The following is a 21,492-nucleotide window of genomic DNA, read 5'->3' as shown; positions in this document are numbered from 1 at the left end:
CTTCGTTTTTTATAGCAAAGACAATAGGAAAACAGCAGCTAAACCAGTAATCACTGACCAAGCCATTGAGCGGGTTTTGTAGGCAACCCCGGCCACTAAAAACATCGCAATAATTCGAATATTGCCGCCAATTTCAAAATGCTCATGGCTGATAAAGACATCCTTGAAAACCAAAGCCGCAAACAGCGAAATTGGGACAAACTTCATCCATTCACTGAACCATTCAGGCACCTTGCGCTGGGAAAAATACAGCATCGGAAACACCCGGGGAATATAGGAGGCCACGAACAGACATAGTATCAACAGCAGTAAATACAGATTACTCATGATGAACCTCCTCACCCCTTACTGGAAAAAAATCATCGTCACCCTTGCCTGACGTCGGCTTTCTCAAACACGTATCCAACCAATATCCCGTCAATGAAGCAATCACCGTTGCCAGAATCAGACCAAAGGTATTTTTCAAGAGCAACATGAAGAATACCGCTAAAGCACCCGACAACAAACCGGTTGCCAGCAGCAGTTTGTTTTTCACCTGCATCATAAACATAAAAATAAACATCGCCGTTAAAGCAAAATGCACCAATTCCGTATCTACATTGATAAAGGCCCCGAAAACCGTACCTAATACCGTACTCACTACCCACGAAGCTTGGGAGAACCAGTTAACCAAAAGCGCCCGGGTGCGATTCCAAGTAGGTTCGGTGGAGTATTTTAAATAATTTACTGCATAATTCTCATCATTCATGGATTGGGAAAACAGCGCCAGAAAGCCGCGATGCTCCTGCTTAAAAAAGTGAGATAAGCTTGAGCCTAACAAGGCATAACGCAATTCCAAAAACAATACCATCAAGATAATTGACGTAAACGAAGCATGAACCGCTAACAACGAAACCACTAAAAACTGAGCACCGCCTGAAAATACCACCAATGACAGCAGGGCAGTTAACAGCGGATTAAACCCGACTTGATGCAGCAGCATACCGCAGGCCAAACCTACCGGAATATAGCTGAAGCACAGGGGCATGACGGCACGAAGCGCTTCCTGCCAGTCCGTCCGATTTCTTAAAGACATGAGAATCTTTTCCTTCCGATTTGAGAATAAAAAAGCACTCCCATTCTAACACACTTATGTCAAAAAGATAGACAAAATGAGATGACTCTCCAGCTTTTTTCATTCATTTTCTGAAAGATTGTGATACCATAGTCTCAGAAAAGAGATGAACTCCTGTGAATTCAAGTTTTCACGAAAATCGATCCGTGGGGTTAATTTTGACCTTTATCGGCGGGATGATGGACAGCTATACCTATATTCGTTATGAGGCCTTTGCTTCGGCCCAGACGGGGAATCTGATTTTGGCGACAATTCAAGCCTTTGACCATCAATGGGCTTCGGTTGGGAAGAAACTGCTTTCGACTTTGTTTTTCTTTTTAGGTATTTTGTTAGCCAAATATTTGATTGACTTCTTTCGGGAAAAACAGCAGTACTCATGGCGATTGTTCCTGTTGTATTTTGAAGCCTTAGTCTTTTTTGTAATTAGTCTGCCCAGCTTAACCGCCCATCCATCGGTTATTACGGTGATCATTGCCTTCACGGCGGCGGTGCAATGGGTAGCTTTTGACAAAATCAATGGCCTCACCTACACCAATTTGTTTACTACTGGAAATTTAAAAGGCGTGGCCACTAATTTTTATGACTATCTGAAAACCAAGGACAGCAAAGCCAAGCAGCAATTCTTCCACTTCACATGGGTCGTATTGGCCTTTCTAGCTGGCGTAATTGTGTCAGTTTTCGCTTATGATTATTTAGGCCGGCAAACGATTTTGCTAGTTTCGACACTGTTTTTGTATTTAGCAGTCAGTCAAACTTACCAAATCTGGCGCTTCCGTCGGGAAATTTTTAGCACAAAATAAGAGCTGTCGGCTGACAGCTCTTTTGTTTTGCTTAAAATGGATATTGGCCTTTGCCAGATTTCGTCGTTACCCATTGCACGCGAGTAAATTCTTCCAGTACCCACTCGCCGTTAAAGCGGCCGATCCCGGAATTTTTCTCCCCGCCAAATGGGGCATTTGGCTGGTCATCAACGGTTAGACCATTGATATGGCACATGCCGGCCTCGATTTGATTAGCTAACAGACGTCCTTTGTTCAGGTCCTTGGTGAATAAAGCACTAGACAAACCATATTCAGTATCGTTGGCGGCTTCAATCGCTGCCTCGGTATCTGTCACTTTCAAAATCGGCAACACTGGACCGAAGATTTCTTCGTGGAAAATCTCTAGGCTTGGATCTTCCGAGATCAACACAGAAGGTTCGACTACTTGTCCTTCCACGCCACCTTCGATTAAGAACTCAGCTCCGGCTTCTTTGGCTTTTTTCACAATTTCTAGAATCTGATCGGTTTGTTTTTGATTGATGATTGGACCTACCACTGTTTCCTCCTTGGCAGGATCGCCAACCGCCAATTCTTTCACGCGAGCTACGACTTTTTCCACAAATTCATCAAAAACCGATTCTACTACGATGGCGCGATTGGCTGCCATACAGATTTGGCCCGCGTGCATAAATTTACTTACCACTAAAGCTTGAGCCGCTTCTTCCAAATCAGCATCCTCCAACACGATAAACGGAGAATTGCCGCCTAGCTCTAAGGCTACCTGTTTGATTTTCTGGCCGCTCATGGCATGGCTGGCAATATTTTTCCCTACAGCGGTTGAACCAGTGAAGGAAATAAAACTTGGAATCGGATGCTCTACAAAGTAATCACCAATCTCACTGCCGCTGCCGACAGTTACGTTGATTAAACCTTCCGGCACGCCAGCGTCCACAAAGAATTTCGCTGGTAATAAGCCGCCTGTCACCGGGCTGTCACTAGCTGGCTTAATCACCACACCATTTCCAGCTGCTAAGGCTGGAGCCAACGAACGCATCGTTAAATGAAACGGAAAGTTCCACGGGCTAATAATTCCGATGACACCCAACGGACGATGAGTCACAAAGCTTTCTTCTCCTGGTGTATTGGTGGGCAGTATTTTGCCTTCCGAACGCATTGGGAAAGTCGCTGCTTCCCGAGTGATTCCTTGCGCTAGACTTGCTTCAAGCCCTGCTTTAATTTGGGTTGCACCGCCTTCTTTGATCAGCCATTCGATGATTTCGTCTTGGTGCTCCTCCATCAAATCTGCCGCCTTTTCAATAATGGCACTGCGTTCCTGCGGCGTCTTCTTCATCCATTCTTTTTGGGCCTTTTTAGCTGCTTGATAAGCGGTATCCACATCCTCCGTACTAGCTCCTTGTATCGTCACCAGCGTTTCTTGGTTGTAGGGATTTTTGTCCTCATTAACGTGATCATTATCATTTCCAACTTGCCATTTCCCGGCAATCAACTGTTTGTCAAATGTCTCCATGCATTCTCCACCTTTCTTTCCCCCATGATAGAATACGGTTTCATTTGAATGCAAAGAATAGGCTCAGCGAGCGTTCATGTTCTCAAAGAACAAAAAAGAAGCTGATCAGACAGCTTCTTTCTAAAAAGTTTTGGTTTTACTAATTCGTCACACCATGATGGGCAGTAAAACTGTCCATTTCCAATTTTTCAAAGGCATAGCCATTGGCAAGGCCGAAATCGATGATTCGTTTCAACGCATCTGCACTAGTTTGTTTCGTATCATGCATTAAAACAACATTATCTGCTCCATCAACTAAGTTGGTCGTCACATTTTGATATGGAATATCGGCAGAGGCTTGATTGCTGCCATCTCCGCTGGAAACATTCCAGTCAAAATATTGGTATTCACGAGCTTGAACTTCCGCGGTCAAAGTGGTCATAATCCCTTTTGAATAGCTGGCGCTGATGCTGTTGGAGCCCCCGCCAGGAAAGCGAATAATTTTGGCTTCCTCCCCCGTGATGGCTTTGACTCGCTGGGCCACTTTGTCCAAATCGCTGAAATAATTCCCCACCGAAGCGTAAACAGTCGCGTAATCATGAGTATAGGTGTGCAAACCTATCGTATGCCCTTCATCATAAGCTTGTTTGATCAGCTGATCCGGCCCGTGCCCGGTTACAAAGAACGTGCCCTTTACATGAGCATTCCGCAGTGTTTCCAAAAATTGCGGCGTTACAGCTTCATCTGGTCCATCATCAAAGGTTAAGTAAATCCGCTTTTCCACCACATTCACTCTTCTTTTTGCTTGATGAACCGCACCGGTGTCATCCTTTACTTTGTAAGTAATCTCGTAGCTGCCGGGAGTATCCGTGTCAACCGTTCCGCTAGTTTCCAGCTGATCCTGCAGTTTAGTTCCTTGGCTGCCATCTAGCTTAGCCCCTAATTCTTGGTACTCCCTTCCCAAGTAGATATTCATTTGCTCCGGACCGTTTAAAGCTAGATTAACCGACTTTTCCTGAACCACCTTAACCGTCCGGCTTGCTTTACTTTTGAGGCCATTGACCTCCATCTGAGGATAATTAATAACAAATAGAACCCCTATCACCTCTGCCACTAGCAGCAAAATGCCGGTGACAATAATAGCACCTCTACGATTTCCCTTTTGATTTTGTTTGTGATACTCTCTGCGATTCATAGCCAACCCACTATCTTTTCCATAATTCCTTTGATTATACCCGAAGCAGGATCTATCTTTCAATACGAACTAAAAGCTTTTCCCAAGTCAATTGCTAAAATATAACTCCCCACATCAAAGCTAAAAACACCGAAGACTAAACAACGATCTAGCTTCGGTGCTGTGTTATCGTAACTTAAAATAATCGGCTGCTATTTTTCCGCCGACAAACTAAGCAGCTCCATTGCTGGCACCTGGCAAAAGGAAAGAACTCGAAAATAAAACAGGCAAGGACCTGCGAAACTCGCTTGTCCTTACCTGCTGTTTATTCACTAAATTCAATTACAATGTCACCATTCGAGGTGTCTGCCTCAATCATTTTATCCCTTGTGACATCTGTGTTACCAGGGATATTTTTCCCATTGGAGGTGTCAGAGTATATCTCAAACTCACTTTGTTTGCCGATTATATTACCCTTAATATGGCCATTACTGCTGTCAGCAGACAGCAGACTAGTCACTTTCACCTTGTCAAAATTCAAATCGGCATTCGTACTTTCCAACATGATCGTTTCACCTTCCAGCTGATCAGCTTCAACTTGACCATTGCTAGTGATAAATTCTCCGTCCACAAAGGTTAATTCAGAAGCAACGATTATCGCATTGGTAGTTCTGGCTGACAGAATGTCGTCAACCTTTAAATCAGATACTTCGATTTCACCGTTAGACGTCTCGATAAAGGCGTTTTCCAGTGACAGATTTTCAACCGAAACAGGGGCATTGCCAGTTGATATGGTTAATTCCTCTAGTTGATCGTTCGGAACTTCTACAACTATTTCACCGGAGTCACCGCCGAAATTAAACCAATTAAACGGCAGCCAATTTGTTTTTCGTTCAAACACCAACTCGGAACGATCTTCTTCTATTTTATATTTATTATTGCGCGTTTCTTTATACTGGATCGTAAGAGTATCTCCATTGGTTCCCGTTACTGTAATCGGCGTATTGTTGTCGTCTATGACAAGGCTCTTAATCGTAGTCTCAGCTTCATATGTTTTATTGGTGGATCGATTATGAAAAACCATGCTTGAAATACTTACTATAGCTAACCCAACTAATATTACCCCGACTGTAATTTTTTTCATCTTAAACTCCTCCTATTTCCCTCTCTTTAATAGTAAAGGAAATAGCGTCTTTTTTCCTAGGTCATAAGACCGATTTTCTCTCAGACTTCCCGCTTATCTTGTCATATCTCGATAAAAGCCAGCCTTTATCTCAATGAAATCCTGGAATAATTGGAATAAATGAAACAGCATCGCCCGATTTTCGAAGGCTTGGCGATTTTCCGGCAGTTCTTTTTCCCGGTAGCGCTGATACGTCTCTTCGATTTTCCGCAAAATTTCCTGACCGTCGTTGTCTTCGGCCAAGGTCTCGGCAGTGAAATCAAACAACTCATGCAGCTCTTGCGCTTCACTCTCTGTGGCATCTAATTGAATCAAGACCTGCAACATGTCGGACATGTTTTTCACTTGCAAACGCCGCATGGCAAAATATTCAAAATAATAGCTGATGGGTGACCACAGGCGATTTTCCTCAAACTGCAGCGCCCGCTTTTGCGCCTGCTTGATGAACTGCGCCAAAGACTGGCATTCTTCAATCAAGACTTCCTCACTAGTAATTTGGTTGAGAGAATCCGACATTTTCGACAGCAGCTTTTTCATCATGACTTCCACTACCTGCTGGTCCTCTTTGATTTTCTTCTCGGTATTAGGCATATAGAGATTGGCAACTAGCGCGCAACCGACGCCAATAATCATCAGCAAATATTCATTTAAAATCAGCGATGGGGCCAGACTTTCACTAGCTAAATAATGGGTAATCAACACTGAACTGACGGAAATCCCCTCGCCAATCTTCATCTGGACCGACAGCGGAATAAATAAGAGCAAATACAAACCAAATGCAAAGGCAGTAAAGCCGAAAAGCGAAAAGAATAAAGCCGCAATCGCTGTGGCTAAGGTTAAAGAAACCACTCGATTCACAGCCGTTTTCGCGGTGGAGCGTTTGGTGTTGGTGACGCTCAGCACCGTGATGATTGCCGCTGCTGTCGCACTTTCCAAGCCCAGCATATTGGCCAGCATTAGCGCAATCGGAGCGGCTATTGCTGTTTTAATCGTCCGTAACCCGATTTTCATCCCTTTTCCACTCCTTCTATGTACTGTTTCGTTGAGCCCACACTTTTGTGCTGCCCATAAAAAAGGCTACACTATTCAGTGCAGCCTGTAAACCGTTTATGCGTTGTTTTCTTGTTGCAAGGCCTTCAAACCAGCCATTCCCAACAGATTCCATGGTGTATCGAATTCTGGTTGGAAGAAGAAATCAGCATACGCCAATTGTTCCACGGTGAAATGAGTTTGAATGGCAATCGAAATCGCATTGATGTTGGCAGTCAAATCTTCCTTAGACATGATTTGCGCCCCTAGAATTTCCAGATTTTCAGGATTGTAAACTAGCTTGAACATCATTCTTGTCTTCAAGTTTTGCGGAACAAAGTCCATCAAGGTATCTTGATCCAAGAAAACCGATTTGGTTTTAATTCCTAGTTTGCTGGCCATTTGGTCATTTAAACCAGTTGAGGCAAATTTATAATCAAAAACACGTAAAGCAGAAGATCCTTGCACGCCAGGAAACGGATATTTCGCTTCTTCTAAGTTGCGAACCGCATAACGACCTTGACGTCGGGCGTTGGTTGCCAGGGAAATATTGACTGCCGTATTGCCAGGATTGTATTGGATCAAAGTAGCATCACCTACTGCAAAGACATCGTCTTCACTGGTGCGCATGTATTCGTCCGTTTTAATCATTCCGTTTGGCAATAACTCTACTGCATCCTTCAGCCAGGCAGTATTTGGTCGTACGCCGGCAGACATGACTACCATATCAGCTGGGTATTCGCCTTTGTCTGTGACAACTTTGGTTACTTTGCCGTTCTCATCGCCGACAAATTCCACAACGGATTCACCCATTGCTAACTTAATGCCGTGATCCACCATTTCTGTTTCCAGAACGGCGGTAAATTGTTTATCCAAATAAACCCCTAATGGCCGATCGATGATATCCACTAAAGTAACTTTCTTGCCAGACACGGCGAATGCTTCCGCTGCTTCGATTCCGATATAGCCAACGCCGATTACAACAACGTTTTCGATCTCTGGATCAACTGACAGCATCTTCAAATCGATTGTATCCTGGCGTCCCCGCATGGTCTTGATGTTGCCCAGGTCTTTCCCTGGAACTGGCAAGATAAACGGATTCGCTCCTGGACTTAAAATCAATTTGTCGTAGCTTTCCACCCGTGATTCTCCTGTAACGTGGTTCAATACTTCTACTTGGTGTTTGTCAGGCTCTACTTTGGTAATTTCAGTGTTTGTGAAAACGCGGACCCCGCGTTGTTCCATCTCTTCAGCAGTCGCATAGCGAATTGAATTCACATCTTTTACGACTCCTTCAAGATACATTTGCGTGCCTCACCCCATAAATGAGATAAAGTCGCCCTTTTCATACCACTGAATTTCTGCATCAGGCTGCGCCAATAAAAGTTCTTCGACTGCTTCATAGCCGCCGTGGGAAGATCCTAAAACGATAACCTTCATATTGTATCCCTCCTAAAATTCTTTGTACGTTATCGTACAACTACAATTCTACGCCATATTTGTTCAAAACTAGTAAAATCTGCCTGGTATTTTAGAACAATTGTTATCTAGTTAGCAATTTGTGGTCGCACTTGGGCAGGATTTCTTGTATAGTAGACTCTGTAAAGGAGAGGATTTCATTGGAAAGTTGGCTATTTCTTGGCATTATTCTATTAGTTGCATTTTTAGCAAAAAATCAAAGCTTACTGATTGCCACACTGGCTGTACTAGCCCTTAAATTATTGCCGCAATCAGACAAAATATTGACTATCTTAAATCAAAAGGGGATAAATTGGGGCGTTACACTTATTTCCGCTACCATCCTGGTTCCGATTGCTACGGGAGACATTGTCTTGAAGGATTTGTTGGATACCTTGAAGTCCCCATTAGGCTGGGTAGCTACGATCTGCGGCGTTTTAGTTGCCATGCTATCCGCGCGCGGAGTTGGACTGATCGCTTCATCCCCGGAAGTAACGGTGGCATTAGTTTTCGGTACTATTATGGGTGTTGTGTTTCTAAAAGGCGTCGCAGCCGGCCCGGTGATCGCAGCAGGAATTACTTATTGCATTATGCAGGCACTTCAGGTGTTTACGACGAAATGAAAAAGTTGGTGAGAGATTTTCTCGCCAACTTTTTTGGTAAAATTTAATTTTCAGCTTTGACCTTTCAACCGATAAAATCTTTAAATTTCTCCACGTACTCTTCATTAACAGAAAATAATCGTAATAGCATCACTTTCTTTGAATCTTCATCAATTGAATAAAATAGAACATTTTTCTCAAGAGGTAAATACATGTATCCTTGTAGGGTAAACATTAAAGTCGCTGCATCTTTTCCTTTTTTTGGGAAATTCTCCCATTGAATCAAATGTGCTAAAGAGCTGACTAATAACTTCAGTTGAAATTTTTTCCGAAAATTTATCAGTTAAATAAGAACTAAATTATTCCAAGTCAGCATTCAAATCGTTTGTAAGAACTACTGTATAACTCACTGTCCAAATCTCTTCTTAGCATCAGAGAGACTAACTACTCCACTACTTTCGGCCTCCTTGAGTTTTTCAACAATTTCTATGCTTGCTTTTAAACGATCATATTCTTCAATATTGATTATCGCATACATACCACGTCCATTTTCAGTTAAAAAAACAGGCCGATCTTTTGTAACTTCTTTAAGTAGCTTATTGTAATTTCTTAAATCTGACACAGGTTTTATATTCATCATAGAACTCACACTCCACAAACTTATTGCATCATAGTTTACGATCAATTTACAGCAGACTATTCTCAAACTGCATTCCTTGTAAAGTTTAGCAAATTAGCAGAAATGGGTCGACCTACCGTAAGCAGCCAAGGCTTACTAACCCTTCACTTCAATTAATCCAGCACACCTAATTTACGAAGCTTCTCATCAATATCAGGTTTAGTGATCGTTCCTTCTTCAATTTCAAGCGCTCTATTTGCTTCATATTTTAACTTCTTTTCAGTTCCACTCACAATTTCCTCGATATGATCTGGCGGAATAATTACCACCCCATTGTCATCTGCTACTACGTAATCTCCCGGCATCACAACAACACCGCCGCAGCTGACGGGATAGTTGATTTCGCCTGGCCCCTCTTTGTCTCCAACTGCCGGTGTTACTCCTCTGACAAAAATAGGGTATTTCTTTTCCATTAATTCCTCCACGTCACGAATCGCCCCATCAATCACAAAACCACCGATTTTTTTCTTGAAAGCCGCACTGGACATCAAGCCTCCCATGACTGAATAGTTTTCGGTGCCTCCAGTATCAACGACAATAATGTCTCCTTCTTTAGCAATATCAATCGCTTTGTGCAGCATTAAATTATCCGCCGGTCTGAGTTTGACAGTAATTGCAGGTCCTGCCAATTTTACTCCTTGCGAGATAGCCTTAATTCTTGAGTCTAGTGTATTGAATTTATTAAGTCCGTCACTAAGAGCAGGTGTACCAAAATCCAATAATTTTTGAAAGATTGAAGTATCCTCAGGACGTCTAATGTCCTCGCCAATTCTAAAACCGATTTTCCCCTTGTTCATGGTCTTCCCCCTTTGCTCCATTGAATAGTTATCCATTTATTAATCCTCTATTAGTTTAGCATAATTAAGAGGAGAAGCAGCTTGGATTTTCACTTACATATTTTTCCGATTAAGTGTCGCTAGTCTCTCAATTTATCACCGGCGGATTCAAACTTAGCTCAAAAGGGCCTTTTCAATCGTCAGAGTTAATTTACCAAAATCACTAAACTTGTTTTCCCCTTTCAGCTTTTTTAGAAAATTAGAAGAGGTGAAATGATTAGTAGTGTTGATCCTTTAATAAACCTGCGCCACCTTTTTTTACTTTGACACTATCACCTTTCTTTGTTACATTTAAGTTGCTGAAGATGTACAGGCAGAACAAGCCTTGATTGTTCCATTAGGTGAGGCATCTTCAGGAGCGGGTCGCTTATGACTCGCTTCTTTTTTTATTATTATATACTGCTAACCGTTTACTAAAGCTGAAGGGAAATTTCTAATGGATCATGCAAAGCTAGCTAAATTTATTACCCGGATGGGACAATTTAACGACTATGAGAGTACTATTGCTCAAACAAAAGCAGCCCTTGACTCTGGCTCTGTTGAACCACTAAGAAAAGATAATGAGGATCGCGTTATCTTTGAGGATACTGTACGAGCGATTGAGAAAGTAAGGCAGATTCCTTTCAATAGAGAAGCTATTATCACAATAAACGCACAGTTTACAGGCGATAGTCCTGAGCAGCCCTATGCCCCGGGACATTTGAGAGATGGGCTATTGGATCCGATTAGAGATCGGATTCACGTCGCTTTATGGCCTGGTGAAAAGGGTGCTGTAGTTTCTTATTATCCCCCTTCACAAATAGATGAAACAGATCTAGACAAAATTATCGCTCTTTGGGAAAATTCTGCCCAATCTGACTTGGAAGCATGGTTATTGTTTGCTCATCTGGCTAAACTACAGCCTTTTCCAGATGGCAATAAACGAACTGCTCTGATTGCGGCAAACCACGCTTTGGGTGCTTTCCAAACGCAAAATTATCTGATGCCGCCAACTGGGCATCAATTCCTTTGCTTTATGGATAGACTATTAGGATATTACGGTGTCGGCCTTCAAGGTGCCCTTGTTTCAGAAGAAGAAGCCATTCAAGAATTTTTAGCCGTTGCACCCACTAGATCGAAATAAACACTCCGTCACAACTTTCTTTACCAGTTAGAAAGCTGTGGCGCTTATTTATTTTATTTAACTCCGAAAGAATTCCCTACCACCTTTCTTTGTGTCTTCCTCCATTTTCTTGTAATATAGAAGTAATCAATCACCTCATAAGGAGGGGAAACGTTATGGTTGGCTCAGGAAGAACCGCGCGGTTGAAACAAATCATCGCCGTTGCCAATAAATATAAGATCGTAAAAAATATTACTCAGCAAACCAACCCAGACCAGGTGCGGGAAGCTTTTGAAGAATTGGGCCCTACTTTTATTAAAGTCGGCCAAATGATGTCGGTGCGAAATGATATCTTTACCCTCGACTTCACCAAAGAACTGCGGAAGTTGCAGGATAATGTAAAAACCGATGACTTTGCTGAAGTGAAGCAGCTGGTGGAAAGCGAACTGGAGCTGCCAATTGAAGAGTTGTTTAACAGCTTCGACCAGCAGCCCTTTGCCTCAGCTTCGATTGCCCAAGCCCATCATGCTACTTTGAAAAATGATGAGCGCGTGGTAGTTAAGGTGCAGCATCCTGGCATTGATAAGGAAATCGAAACCGATCTTTCCTTGTTTGAAAAGGCCCTGCCCTTAGCCAGCTGGGTTCCAGAAAGCAATGTAGTCGACTTAAAAAACATTTTAAAAGAAATTCGCGAATCCCTCTCTAACGAACTGGATTTTCGCAAAGAGTTGGAAAACGCGGAGCGCTTCTATGAACTAAACAATGGCTGGAAGGAAATTCGCTCGCCGAAAATGATCGACAGCTACTCTACCAAAAAAGTCCTGTCGATGGAATTTATGCCAGGAGACAATTTGAAGGAATTGGTCAATTCTCCTGAAGACGAGCTGGCCTATCCAGATACCACCAATCAGGAGCTAAAAGAAAAGATTAGCTCGTTGTTGATTGATCACTTTATGAAGCAGGTTTTTGAGGATGGCTTTTTCCATGCCGATCCTCATACCGGGAATATGCTGCTGCAATTTATATCCGAAGAAGAAAACCAGCAGGATCAAGATGCCCAGGACGAGCATTACGAAGGAAAATTTGGTCCCTTCCCCTTCAACTTTGATCTGTCATCCAATGAACCACTGCGTCCCTTCCGCTTAAATGTCATCGATTTTGGCATGATGGGCTCCATCACGAAGGAAATGCAGCTGAAGATGAGCAATGTAATTATTGCCATTTACTCTAAGGATACCCAACGGATCGCCAATTCCGTTCTGGCAATCTGTAAACAAACCGGCCCCTTCTCAGAGCAAAAGTTCAATGAAGAGCTGGATGAATTCTTAAAGCGTTATTTGAACATGCCGGTCAAGGAGATTGATATTCAAAAAGTCTTCTCTCAGGTTGTGGTGATTTGTCACAACAACAACCTGCAAATTGATGATTCCATCACGATGCTGATCAAAGCGTTCGGCACCCTTGAAGGTGTAATCGAGGAACTAAATCCGGAGCTTTCCTTATTTGAAGTGATCGCGCCGTTTGCTCAAAAATACTTTTTGGAACAATTCGACTTGAAGGAAGAATTGCGACAAACGGGTTTGGACTATCTTACCAGCATCAAAGCGATACCGAAGCTGCCGAGTCATTCGCTCTCGGTGCTGGATACCTTCATTAAAGGCAAGGCCAAGCTGAATTTAGAGCTGAAGAATCAAGGCGTCTTATTGGAACGGGCCGAAGCCATGGTGAACCGGCTGGTGATCGGCCTGATCCTTTCAGCATTAGTGATCGGCTCTTCGCTGTTAGTTCAGACTTCCCCAGGCGGTGGGACCTTCATCTCTAATCTTGGGATGTTCGGTTACGGTGCGGCGGCAGTCTCGATTCTGTTTTTAGTAGCCGAAAGTCTTTATCGCCGTTATAGAAAATGGCGGGACAAATAAGTTATTTGCACGAAGGAATTCTGATTCCCTCGTGTTTTTTTGCTGTTCCGTAAATTGAGCAAGCACATTATTGTGTTATTTAAGAACTTCTCGCTAGACTGAAAAGAAAGGAGGGATTTACTTATGACAGAACCAGTTTTGAAAGACCCAAGAAAAATGTATCGCCAAGAAGGTTTCGCCAAACAAGATCAAGAGACTCCGGCCCAAGAGGAACACATGCGGGAAAAACCGGATTGCGGCGAAGACAGCTATGAAGGAAATCACAAATTAGAAAACCGCCGGGTCCTAATCACCGGTGCTGACTCAGGAATCGGCCGAGCAGCAGCGATTGCCTATGCTCGTGAAGGTGCAGATATTGCCTTCCAATACTTGCCAGGTGAAGAAGACGATGCCAAAGAAGTTGCTAAGTATATTGAAGACGCTGGCCGCAAAGCTGTTTTATTGGCTTATGACCTGCGGGATGAATCAGCTCCTGAAGAAATCGTGAAACGTGCGGTGGATGAATTAGGCGGATTGGATACGCTGGTATTAAATTCAGCCCAACAAATCTCATGGCCTTCAATTGAAGAATTGCCAATGGAGCAAGTGAAAGATACGTTTATGGTGAATATTATTTCCATGTTTGCCTTAGTTAAAGCTGCTTTGCCTCATTTACCAGCAGGTAGTGCGATCATTACTACTACCTCAGTACAGGCATTCGACCCAAGTCCGCATCTATTGGATTATGCAACAACTAAATCAGCGATTGCCAATTTTACTGTTGGCCTAGCCCAACAATTAGCTGAAAAAGGCATTCGCGTAAATGGTGTTGCACCTGGTCCAATCTGGACACCGCTGCAATTAGATCAAGGTCAGCCGAAAGATGCTTTGCCAGAATTTGGTCAGGATTCTTTATTAGAACGAGCGGGACAACCAGTTGAATTGGCACCTGTTTATGTCTTTCTAGCTTCGAATGATGCCAGCTATGTTACGGCCCAAATTTATGGAGTAACCGGCGGCGAACCGATTAATTTATAAAAAAGAATTTTTTTGAAGAGATGAAGAGGGCTGAAAGGCCGTCCTCATCTCTTTTTTAAAGCATAAATCATATCACAAGTCAATAGCTTTCCAGCAATAATAGAGCATATCATTTTACTTTGCACCCGGTTTATTTTATCATCGTATTGTAAACAAATTAATTAATCTGACGAAAGTTAAGGAGGGTTGTTATGAACAAGGGTCTAAAGTCTTTGCTAATTGTTATCTCACTGATTTTACTATCAGTTTTCCTATCAATTGTTGTTATTAATTCACATATTGTGAATATTCCAATGCAACTAGGTCCAGCAAGATATTTTACATTGACAAATTACTTCGCCCAACAATACCTGTTCTGGGTTGGCGCTGTTTTAGCCATATTGATGGTCGTTGCGATTTTGGTCATTATCTTTTACCCTAAAACAACTGGCAAATTTACACTTAAGGATAACCACGGAAAATTATCCCTTGATAAGCGTGCCATAGAAGGCTATGTCCGCACAAGTATCAACCAAGGAGACTTCATGAACTCTCCCAAGGTCAGTGTAAAAGCGACAAATAATAAGATAAAAGTCAAGGTTAAAGGCAACTTAAACCGGACATCATCAATGATCGGCAAAATGGATCTTTGGGCAGCACAAATGCAAGATGAGCTCATGCGTGTGCTGGGTCCAAATGAAAAAGTTTTAGTCGATGTAAAATATGTAGGATTTGAAGAGGAACAAAAACGAGAACAAGCGTCATCTTCGGATCAGCCACGAGTAGAATAAGGAGGGGAAACGATGCAAGAGTATTTTACTAAAGACAAGTTGCCCCTTATTTTCGGGGTGATCGGTTTTATCCTTGCTGTACTGTTTTTCACAGTCGGCTTCTTTAAAACCATCTTATTAATCATTATTACAGGAATCGGTGTCGCTGTCGGTAAATATTTACAAGACAACGGCGTACTAGACAATTACTTAAAAAAATAGGGGGAATTTATCATGGAAAACAAAACAACTATGAATACACAAACACCACAAGCAACAAACACTAACGTTCGCGGAGAACTAACTTACGAGGATAAAGTAATCCAAAAAATTATCGGAATTGCTTTGGAAAACATCGACGGCTTATTAACAGTTGACGGAGGCTTCTTCTCTAACATCAAGGACAAAATTGTGAACAGCGACGACGTAACTGCTGGTATCAATACTGAAGTCGGCAAAAAACAAGTTGCTGTAGACATGGATATTGTTGCTGAATACGGCAAAGATATCGAAAAAATCTACGACCAAATGAAAGAATTGATTATTGAAGAAGTGAAGAAAATGACTCACTTAGACGTAATCGAAGTCAACGTAAACGTTGTTGATATTAAATCACGGGCTGAATACCAAGACGAAAGTGAAACTGTTCAAGACAAAGTAAGCAACGCTGCTGACTCAACTGGCAAATTTGCTTCACGTCAAACAGACAAAGCACGTAACGCTATGGAATCAGAACCACGTGTTGAATAATACGCAGCTAAAATGTGTATGACTTAAATAGAAGAAATGAAACGGTGCAGCCTCGGCTGTGCCGTTTTTTTGCGTCTTGTTTTGTCCTAGGCATAAAAACAGCCGCCCAAACTGATTGGACGGCTGGGCAACTCTTATTCTGAGAAAGTTTGCGAATTTTTCCCTGCATAATAATCTTTGTATGAAAGATAATCGCCATAAGTCTCGGCCTTTTTCACCCCATCCAAAATCGCCTGGCGCACTGCCTCCACCGTTAGGATCGAGACTGCTTCAAAGGTGGCTTCTACTTGATTGGCACAAAGGACAAACATAGTATCCCCGTCAAAAGTGGTGTGGGCAGGTCGAACTGCGCGAGCAATCCCGTTATGACTAATATCCGCCAGTTTATTAACCTTCGCTTTAGGGAAGGTCGCATTGGTCATCACACACCCAATCACCGTATTGCCAGAATACATGTCCCGCAAATCTAGATAACGCTCTAAGAAAATGGCTTCCGAGCAGCCGATCTCCTGGCCATTTCTAGCTCCAGCCAAAAATTGCTGCTGCTCTTCGTCATAAATATCTCCCACCGCATTCACGGCTACCACAGCGGAGACAAAAAGCTCACCATGCTGAATGGTGTGACTGCCGATTCCACCCTTCATGGCATTTTCTAAACCATTAATATTCCCAACACTAGCTCCTGTTCCAGCTCCATGATTTCCAGCTAAAAAGGGTTCGTTGCGAAAAGCTGCTTCACAGGCCCGATATCCAAAGGTGCTGTCAGGCCGGGTTCCTTTGTTTCCGATACCTAAATCAAACAAGCTGGCTCCACTGACATTCGGCACTACACCAATTCCAACATCACGGCCGATCTGCCGACTCTCTAAAAACTTCACCACACCGTCACTAGCAGATAGACCAAAGGCACTACCTCCGGATAAGGTCACTGCATGAACAACTTTCCGATTGTTTTCCGACTTTAAAGCATCGGTATCGCGAGTATTAGGCGAGCCGCCTCTCACACAGACACCGCCCGTTGCTCCTTCTTCCGCGATAATCACTGTACAGCCAGTCATGGCTTCTTCATCGGTATATTGGCCGATTCTAAAAAATGGTTGGATCGCTGTCATTTCTTCCCCTGCTTTCCCTTTTTTCTTGGTTAAATGGTTGTTGATCGAGACTCTTATTCAGATCATGATTTTATATTCACTTTCGATTATACGTTATATTGGAATATTTTTCATTTGGATTTACATGACTGAAAGCGTGTGCTATAGTCGGCTCGAAGGATTTAATCGAAAATACACATTGGAGGATATTTGAAAAATGGAGAAAGAAAAATTTCTTGAACTGGTTAAGGATGGCCTAATCGTCTCCTGCCAAGCATTGCCAGGAGAACCTTTATACACCGAAGAAGGCGGAATTATGCCTTACCTAGCCTTAGCAGGCGCTGAAGCTGGTGCTGCGGGTATTCGTGCCAACAGCGTGAGGGACATTAATCAAATCAAAGAAAAAGTTGATCTGCCGATGATCGGCATCATCAAGCGGGACTATCCCGGCAGCGAGGTCTTCATTACTGCTACAATGAAGGAAATTGATGAATTGATGACTACAGGAGTCGAAGTCATCGCGCTAGACTGCACTTTACGAAAACGACCAGATGGACAAAGCATCAACGACTTTATTGAACAAATCCGAGAAAAATATCCCCAGCAGCTGCTGATGGCAGATATCGCCACCTATGAAGAAGCCAAAAATGCCTTTGAAGCCGGCGTTGATTTTATTGGTACTACCTTGAGCGGCTATACTACAGAAAGCGCAAATAGTGAAGCACCTAATTTCGAGCTAGTCAACGCGCTAGTGGCAGAAGGCATGTCAGTCATTGCCGAAGGGCAAATCCATACGCCGGAGCAAGCTCGCAAAATGCAGGATCTTGGCGTAGTTGGAGTTGTGGTTGGCGGAGCGATTACCCGGCCAAAAGAGATAGCTGGGCGGTTTATTGAGGCTTTAAAGAAATAGATTGTTCAATAATTGCGAAACACTTATATTGTTTTCGCAACTAAAATAAGCGCAGTTAGCTGAATTCTAACCGCGCTTTTTCCTATAGAGTCAGTTCCCAGCCCAACCGCTTTTATTACGAATAATGGATTAAAACCGTTAAGCTAAGCTGGCTATCACCGATATTTTTATACTCATGCTCATCATTTGCCTTAAACTGAATAAAATCACTTGTCTTTAATTGGAAAGTTTCATCACCTACACGAATCTCCGTAATCCCGCTATTTACAACAATAAACTCCTCTACACCCTTGTTGTGAGCTGGAGAAATATGTGATTTTCCAACGGCTATTTCAGTTAAAAAAAGCTCAAATGTTTTGTCTCCACCAGCTTGCACCAGCGAGAAAACAGAATAGTCTTTATCGCTATTAGGCAAGGCCTCCATTTTCCCACGGCTAAGTACCTTTACTTCTTTATCACTCTCCGCAATTAAGGCTGAAAAGGGAATTTCTAATCCATTGGCTAATTTCCAAACCGTATTTATCGTTGGGCTAGACTCGCCCCGTTCAATCTGCCCGATCATGGTTTTGCTGACGCCAGTTAATTGACTAAGCTTATCCAAACTAAATCCGCGTTCCGTTCGAATTTTCTTGATGTTTTGTCCAATGACAAGATTTAAGTTATTCATTACTTTAGGCTCCCGTATTTTACTTTTCACTCCACCTTATCTTGCAAGATAATAGCGAAAAAGTCTACTAGAAATCACATTTTATAACAGACCAGCTATTTTTTACTCGTACAAATCAGTGCTTAAGTATTTTAAGCCTGAATCATTAATCGTCAAGACAATCGTTTTTCCTTTTTCAGTTGTTTGGAGCAGCTTTACTGCCGCAGCAACATTAGCTCCCGAAGAAAATCCGGCGAAGATCCCCTCTTTTTGAGCCAGCTCTCTAGCGAAATGTATCGCTTCATCATCACTGATTAAAATAGTGTCATCAATTAAATCACGATCCACCAGGCTTAATTCTCGTAAATAACCCCCACCTTGAATCTTATGGCTCGCATTCGTGATTTCTTCATCTGCGTAAAATGGAGCCGAAGCAGGTTCAACCAAGTAACAGCTGATTTCAGGGATAGACTTTTTTAAAGTTGTGGCAATACCTGAAAATGCTCCTCCAGATCCTGCAAAATCAACAAAAACATCTACTTTCCCTTCGGTTTGATCCAAAATTTCTTGTCCGGTATGACGTTCATGAGCGTGCCGATTCCCAGTTAGTTCAAACTGATCCGAGCGAAAGGCACCTCTTTCTTTCGTAATTCGTTGTGCTGCTTCTTCCACTAGCTGTAAATCTTCACCTGAAACCTGTCCTTTTAGCGATCCGGGAGCCTGATCAACTAAAACTACTTCAGCACCTAATGCTTTCATCATTCGCGCACGTTCGACAGAATTCCCCTTCGACATAACTGCAACAAAAGGATACCCTTTAATACCACAAACAATTGCCAGACCCGTTCCCATATTTCCGCTGGTTAATTCAACCACTGTTTGCCCAGGTGTCAATAAGCCCTGATCCTCAGCCTCTTCGATGATTTCTAACGCTGGACGATCCTTTTTACTAAAGCCAGGGTTCAAATACTCTAATTTCGCATAAATTTCCCCGTCTAATTCCTTAGTCAGACGCGCCAGCTTAACCATCGGCGTATTGCCGATTACCTCTAAAATACTACTAAACACATTCATCCTACTGCCTCCTTCTTACTGATTACTACGAAACAAATGTACGTTATATAGCCCAAAAAGTCAATATAGAGCATTTCCGAAATGCTTACTAACCTATTTTTCAATCATGTGATAGAAGGAGATTTTACCGATACTCTTTGATGAATGACTCTTTAGGACTTGGCTTTTTTTAATAAATAACAACTACTAGAACTTTGATCAGTTCAATTTCCAATGAAGTGATCCTATCTCTTAAGCTTATTTTCTATTTTATCCCTCACTTCACAAATAAATTCGCTCTTTTTTTGCTTCTTCGTTGAAAATATATTAGCTTCAACAATCGTTGATATATAAGCTTTTTCATAGCATTTTTCAAAGCATTTTCATCAAAACGTGAGTTATAATTTTTTCAGGAGTTATACCTGGAAGTGTTTTCTGAAAAGGGTTGATTTAATCGAGTTCTCCATATTGATCTTTGAAAAAAGAGGTGTATAACTCACTTTTTAGGTGTATAACTCCTGTAGCTTTTTTTCTCAAGAGTGTGTATCTTTTAGTCACCAGCTGGGGAATAGCACCTATGAATTGATAAATAAAAAACAACAAGGCGTGGTAAAACGTGTGGGGCTCTTACTAAAACCATTTCCAGCACTTTCGCTAACTTTTTTTATCGCCTCTAATTTTATAGATTTAGGTGATCCTAATTTTCGAAAATGCTGATAAATCAACGTTTTTCATTTTTTATTCCGAAAATTAAAGCGTTTTCTTGAAAATTAGAGAATTTGCTGAATGTTGAAAAATGGTTTATCTTTCAACTATCGACCGATATCCCGCTCACCAGCTTTGGCAGAATCGCGCACTTCTGTAAAGCTGAGCTACCAGAAAACAATATAAAAAAGGAGAAACATACTATGGAAAAACAACCGTTCACACCCCAAGAAATTTTCAACTTGAAATTAGAGACCATCGAGCATCGCCTGATGAACTTTTACGAGGAAACGCAAAACAGCTCCACCACAATTCAGCTGGTGCTGGCTTTACGGGTCCGCTACCAATTGGGCGCTGAGGAATTTGCCCTAGCCTTAAAGGAGTTAGTCAGATATTTGTTCAAACGCACCAAAGCCAGTCGCACTATGAAGCGTTTCTTTTATTATTTCGTCGATTATTTTGATGCCAAAGAATGGAAAATACTGCGCCTGAAGCTCTTCCCTGTCCGAAATTTTATCGAAAAAGCCAAGTCTGCCGTGAAGTCACAAATCGCCAAATTCTTGCCAACTGAAACTGCTGTACCTTGAGAAAGATAAATTATTGTCCGTCACCCTCGCAAAAAAACGAAAGGAGAACATCAAAATGATTAAATTAGCTAGTACCTTCCTGAACAGTGAAGGAAAAAAACATACGCTAAATATCAAAAATCCCGACATTGAGAAAAGCCCAGAAGAAATCCGCGAAGCCTTAACTTTGTTGACGGAACTGGATATTTTTGAAAAAGATGGCGTCGGCTTGTTTGAAGAAGTTGTCAGTGCCAAGTTTGTCGAAACCGTGGAAACACCGATTTTCAAACTAGGAGAATTTTTCGGTGATCCCGATCAGCCGATTGTATTAAATCAGCCATTATTGACTTTGCATTCAAAAGCGCTTGAATTAGCTGAACCGGAAAAAGAAGTAATCGAAAGTACTCTTCCTGAACAACCTTTGCAATTCAGCCCTACCTATAAAGAACTACCAGAAGCACCCGTAGTAACACTTGATCTGCCAGGAACAAATGAACCGGAGGCTTTGAAGTTGGAGGAACCCATGCTAGGTAAACAGAACCATTCCACCAATGTGGTTAAAAAACTGTTCCAGAACAAAATAGCCAAAAGACGACGGCGCCAAGGTCCTCCTGGTTGATGAATCCCATCAATCCCTCACG

Annotated in this window: 23 protein-coding genes; 11 read left to right on the top strand and 12 right to left on the bottom strand. The window is 42.3% G+C overall.

All coding sequences use genetic code 11. The features are described 5' to 3' along the window. Positions 1-9: 9 nt before the first annotated feature. Together JZO70_RS15805 and JZO70_RS15800 are read right to left on the bottom strand one after the other, a co-directional pair. Positions 10-327 carry an AzlD domain-containing protein gene (locus JZO70_RS15805; RefSeq protein ID WP_207674634.1) on the bottom strand — a complete coding sequence of 106 codons (318 nt, stop codon included), beginning with the start codon at positions 325-327 and terminating at the stop codon, positions 10-12. Further along, positions 320-1,075, bottom strand: coding sequence for an AzlC family ABC transporter permease (locus JZO70_RS15800; RefSeq protein ID WP_207674633.1), 756 nt, complete (start codon positions 1,073-1,075; stop codon positions 320-322). Before JZO70_RS15800 ends, JZO70_RS15805 begins: the two co-directional genes overlap by 8 nt. A 155-nt stretch (positions 1,076-1,230) precedes the next feature. Here JZO70_RS15800 and JZO70_RS15795 point away from each other — a divergent pair, with 155 nt between their 5' ends. Next, the gene (locus JZO70_RS15795; protein WP_207674632.1) at positions 1,231-1,914 is read left to right on the top strand and encodes a DUF1275 family protein; all 684 of its coding nucleotides are present in this window, start codon (positions 1,231-1,233) and stop codon (positions 1,912-1,914) included. A 31-nt stretch (positions 1,915-1,945) separates the two neighbouring features. Here the strand turns inward: JZO70_RS15795 and JZO70_RS15790 are convergent, their stop codons facing one another. The 5 genes from JZO70_RS15790 to JZO70_RS15770 all read right to left on the bottom strand — a co-directional run bounded on the left by JZO70_RS15790 (position 1,946) and on the right by JZO70_RS15770 (position 8,208). Further along, a complete protein-coding gene (locus tag JZO70_RS15790; RefSeq protein WP_207674631.1) occupies positions 1,946-3,403 on the bottom strand; it encodes an aldehyde dehydrogenase family protein in 1,458 nt (485 codons plus the stop codon). 139 nt (positions 3,404-3,542) lie between these two features. Continuing rightward, on the bottom strand, positions 3,543-4,577 hold the full coding sequence (locus tag JZO70_RS15785; RefSeq protein WP_207674630.1) for a polysaccharide deacetylase family protein: 1,035 nt from the start codon (positions 4,575-4,577) through the stop codon (positions 3,543-3,545). A gap of 304 nt (positions 4,578-4,881) precedes the next feature. Next, positions 4,882-5,700: a DUF4097 family beta strand repeat-containing protein gene (locus tag JZO70_RS15780; RefSeq protein ID WP_207674629.1), complete on the bottom strand. Its 819-nt coding sequence runs from the start codon at positions 5,698-5,700 to the stop codon at positions 4,882-4,884. Between the two features lie 93 nt (positions 5,701-5,793). After that, complete coding sequence (locus tag JZO70_RS15775) at positions 5,794-6,750, bottom strand: aromatic acid exporter family protein (protein WP_207674628.1); 957 nt, start codon at positions 6,748-6,750, stop codon at positions 5,794-5,796. 96 nt (positions 6,751-6,846) lie between these two features. Beyond that, positions 6,847-8,208 carry an FAD-dependent oxidoreductase gene (locus JZO70_RS15770; protein ID WP_242703970.1) on the bottom strand — a complete coding sequence of 454 codons (1,362 nt, stop codon included), beginning with the start codon at positions 8,206-8,208 and terminating at the stop codon, positions 6,847-6,849. Between the two features lie 179 nt (positions 8,209-8,387). Between JZO70_RS15770 and JZO70_RS15760 the strand changes: the two genes are divergently transcribed. Further along, positions 8,388-8,849 (top strand): DUF441 domain-containing protein, encoded by a 462-nt coding sequence (locus JZO70_RS15760; RefSeq protein WP_207674625.1) that lies wholly within the window; start codon positions 8,388-8,390, stop codon positions 8,847-8,849. 385 nt (positions 8,850-9,234) lie between these two features. Here the strand turns inward: JZO70_RS15760 and JZO70_RS15755 are convergent, their stop codons facing one another. Further along, a complete protein-coding gene (locus JZO70_RS15755) occupies positions 9,235-9,468 on the bottom strand; it encodes a type II toxin-antitoxin system Phd/YefM family antitoxin (RefSeq protein ID WP_207674624.1) in 234 nt (77 codons plus the stop codon). A gap of 152 nt (positions 9,469-9,620) precedes the next feature. Then, the gene (locus JZO70_RS15750) at positions 9,621-10,304 is read right to left on the bottom strand and encodes an RraA family protein (RefSeq protein ID WP_207674623.1); all 684 of its coding nucleotides are present in this window, start codon (positions 10,302-10,304) and stop codon (positions 9,621-9,623) included. A gap of 475 nt (positions 10,305-10,779) precedes the next feature. Here JZO70_RS15750 and JZO70_RS15745 point away from each other — a divergent pair, with 475 nt between their 5' ends. From JZO70_RS15745 to JZO70_RS15720, 6 genes are all read left to right on the top strand, one after another. Continuing rightward, entirely contained in the window at positions 10,780-11,466 is a 687-nt protein-coding gene (locus JZO70_RS15745) for a Fic family protein (RefSeq protein ID WP_207674622.1), read from the top strand. Between the two features lie 155 nt (positions 11,467-11,621). Next, positions 11,622-13,364, top strand: coding sequence for an ABC1 kinase family protein (locus JZO70_RS15740; protein ID WP_207674621.1), 1,743 nt, complete (start codon positions 11,622-11,624; stop codon positions 13,362-13,364). A gap of 123 nt (positions 13,365-13,487) precedes the next feature. Beyond that, entirely contained in the window at positions 13,488-14,381 is an 894-nt protein-coding gene (locus tag JZO70_RS15735; RefSeq protein ID WP_207674620.1) for an SDR family oxidoreductase, read from the top strand. A gap of 191 nt (positions 14,382-14,572) precedes the next feature. Further along, positions 14,573-15,151 carry an alkaline shock response membrane anchor protein AmaP gene (gene amaP, locus JZO70_RS15730; RefSeq protein ID WP_207674619.1) on the top strand — a complete coding sequence of 193 codons (579 nt, stop codon included), beginning with the start codon at positions 14,573-14,575 and terminating at the stop codon, positions 15,149-15,151. A gap of 12 nt (positions 15,152-15,163) precedes the next feature. Beyond that, entirely contained in the window at positions 15,164-15,352 is a 189-nt protein-coding gene (locus JZO70_RS15725) for a DUF2273 domain-containing protein (RefSeq protein WP_207674618.1), read from the top strand. Positions 15,353-15,364: 12 nt separating this feature from the next. Further along, the gene (locus JZO70_RS15720) at positions 15,365-15,880 is read left to right on the top strand and encodes an Asp23/Gls24 family envelope stress response protein (protein WP_207674617.1); all 516 of its coding nucleotides are present in this window, start codon (positions 15,365-15,367) and stop codon (positions 15,878-15,880) included. A gap of 134 nt (positions 15,881-16,014) precedes the next feature. Here JZO70_RS15720 and JZO70_RS15715 read toward each other — a convergent pair whose 3' ends face one another. Further along, positions 16,015-16,992, bottom strand: coding sequence for a P1 family peptidase (locus tag JZO70_RS15715; protein ID WP_207674616.1), 978 nt, complete (start codon positions 16,990-16,992; stop codon positions 16,015-16,017). 196 nt (positions 16,993-17,188) lie between these two features. Here JZO70_RS15715 and JZO70_RS15710 point away from each other — a divergent pair, with 196 nt between their 5' ends. Further along, positions 17,189-17,881 carry an N-acetylmannosamine-6-phosphate 2-epimerase gene (locus JZO70_RS15710; RefSeq protein WP_207674615.1) on the top strand — a complete coding sequence of 231 codons (693 nt, stop codon included), beginning with the start codon at positions 17,189-17,191 and terminating at the stop codon, positions 17,879-17,881. 115 nt (positions 17,882-17,996) lie between these two features. Here the strand turns inward: JZO70_RS15710 and JZO70_RS15705 are convergent, their stop codons facing one another. Beyond that, on the bottom strand, positions 17,997-18,548 hold the full coding sequence (locus tag JZO70_RS15705) for a helix-turn-helix domain-containing protein (protein ID WP_207674614.1): 552 nt from the start codon (positions 18,546-18,548) through the stop codon (positions 17,997-17,999). Positions 18,549-18,650: 102 nt separating this feature from the next. Next, the gene (locus tag JZO70_RS15700) at positions 18,651-19,601 is read right to left on the bottom strand and encodes a PLP-dependent cysteine synthase family protein (protein WP_207674613.1); all 951 of its coding nucleotides are present in this window, start codon (positions 19,599-19,601) and stop codon (positions 18,651-18,653) included. Between the two features lie 887 nt (positions 19,602-20,488). On the opposite strand from JZO70_RS15700, the gene JZO70_RS15695 reads away from it, so the two are divergent. Both JZO70_RS15695 and JZO70_RS15690 read left to right on the top strand, forming a co-directional pair. Continuing rightward, the gene (locus JZO70_RS15695) at positions 20,489-20,872 is read left to right on the top strand and encodes a hypothetical protein (RefSeq protein WP_207674612.1); all 384 of its coding nucleotides are present in this window, start codon (positions 20,489-20,491) and stop codon (positions 20,870-20,872) included. A 55-nt stretch (positions 20,873-20,927) separates the two neighbouring features. Beyond that, the gene (locus tag JZO70_RS15690; RefSeq protein ID WP_207674611.1) at positions 20,928-21,470 is read left to right on the top strand and encodes a DUF2922 domain-containing protein; all 543 of its coding nucleotides are present in this window, start codon (positions 20,928-20,930) and stop codon (positions 21,468-21,470) included. The last annotated feature ends 22 nt before the right edge of the window (positions 21,471-21,492 follow it).

This window comes from Candidatus Enterococcus moelleringii (assembly GCF_017377575.1).
In the GTDB taxonomy this organism is placed as follows: domain Bacteria; phylum Bacillota; class Bacilli; order Lactobacillales; family Enterococcaceae; genus Enterococcus_A; species Enterococcus_A moelleringii.
The sequence above is the reverse complement of the archived record's forward strand: the minus strand, read 5'-3'. Positions and strand labels throughout refer to the sequence as shown.

Excerpts from the sequence above, each read along its gene's own strand:
- JZO70_RS15805 (WP_207674634.1), bottom strand. The coding sequence starts at position 327 with ATGAGTAATCTGTATTTACTGCTGTTGATACTATGTCTGTTCGTGGCC.
- JZO70_RS15745 (WP_207674622.1), top strand. The coding sequence starts at position 10,780 with ATGGATCATGCAAAGCTAGCTAAATTTATTACCCGGATGGGACAATTT.
- JZO70_RS15785 (WP_207674630.1), bottom strand. The coding sequence starts at position 4,577 with ATGAATCGCAGAGAGTATCACAAACAAAATCAAAAGGGAAATCGTAGA.
- JZO70_RS15690 (WP_207674611.1), top strand. The coding sequence starts at position 20,928 with ATGATTAAATTAGCTAGTACCTTCCTGAACAGTGAAGGAAAAAAACAT.
- JZO70_RS15750 (WP_207674623.1), bottom strand. The coding sequence starts at position 10,304 with ATGAACAAGGGGAAAATCGGTTTTAGAATTGGCGAGGACATTAGACGT.
- JZO70_RS15715 (WP_207674616.1), bottom strand. The coding sequence starts at position 16,992 with ATGACAGCGATCCAACCATTTTTTAGAATCGGCCAATATACCGATGAA.
- JZO70_RS15725 (WP_207674618.1), top strand. The coding sequence starts at position 15,164 with ATGCAAGAGTATTTTACTAAAGACAAGTTGCCCCTTATTTTCGGGGTG.
- JZO70_RS15720 (WP_207674617.1), top strand. The coding sequence starts at position 15,365 with ATGGAAAACAAAACAACTATGAATACACAAACACCACAAGCAACAAAC.
- JZO70_RS15800 (WP_207674633.1), bottom strand. The coding sequence starts at position 1,075 with ATGTCTTTAAGAAATCGGACGGACTGGCAGGAAGCGCTTCGTGCCGTC.
- amaP (WP_207674619.1), top strand. The coding sequence starts at position 14,573 with ATGAACAAGGGTCTAAAGTCTTTGCTAATTGTTATCTCACTGATTTTA.
- JZO70_RS15700 (WP_207674613.1), bottom strand. The coding sequence starts at position 19,601 with ATGAATGTGTTTAGTAGTATTTTAGAGGTAATCGGCAATACGCCGATG.
- JZO70_RS15755 (WP_207674624.1), bottom strand. The coding sequence starts at position 9,468 with ATGATGAATATAAAACCTGTGTCAGATTTAAGAAATTACAATAAGCTA.
- JZO70_RS15735 (WP_207674620.1), top strand. The coding sequence starts at position 13,488 with ATGACAGAACCAGTTTTGAAAGACCCAAGAAAAATGTATCGCCAAGAA.
- JZO70_RS15710 (WP_207674615.1), top strand. The coding sequence starts at position 17,189 with ATGGAGAAAGAAAAATTTCTTGAACTGGTTAAGGATGGCCTAATCGTC.
- JZO70_RS15740 (WP_207674621.1), top strand. The coding sequence starts at position 11,622 with ATGGTTGGCTCAGGAAGAACCGCGCGGTTGAAACAAATCATCGCCGTT.
- JZO70_RS15705 (WP_207674614.1), bottom strand. The coding sequence starts at position 18,548 with ATGAATAACTTAAATCTTGTCATTGGACAAAACATCAAGAAAATTCGA.
- JZO70_RS15780 (WP_207674629.1), bottom strand. The coding sequence starts at position 5,700 with ATGAAAAAAATTACAGTCGGGGTAATATTAGTTGGGTTAGCTATAGTA.
- JZO70_RS15695 (WP_207674612.1), top strand. The coding sequence starts at position 20,489 with ATGGAAAAACAACCGTTCACACCCCAAGAAATTTTCAACTTGAAATTA.
- JZO70_RS15775 (WP_207674628.1), bottom strand. The coding sequence starts at position 6,750 with ATGAAAATCGGGTTACGGACGATTAAAACAGCAATAGCCGCTCCGATT.
- JZO70_RS15790 (WP_207674631.1), bottom strand. The coding sequence starts at position 3,403 with ATGGAGACATTTGACAAACAGTTGATTGCCGGGAAATGGCAAGTTGGA.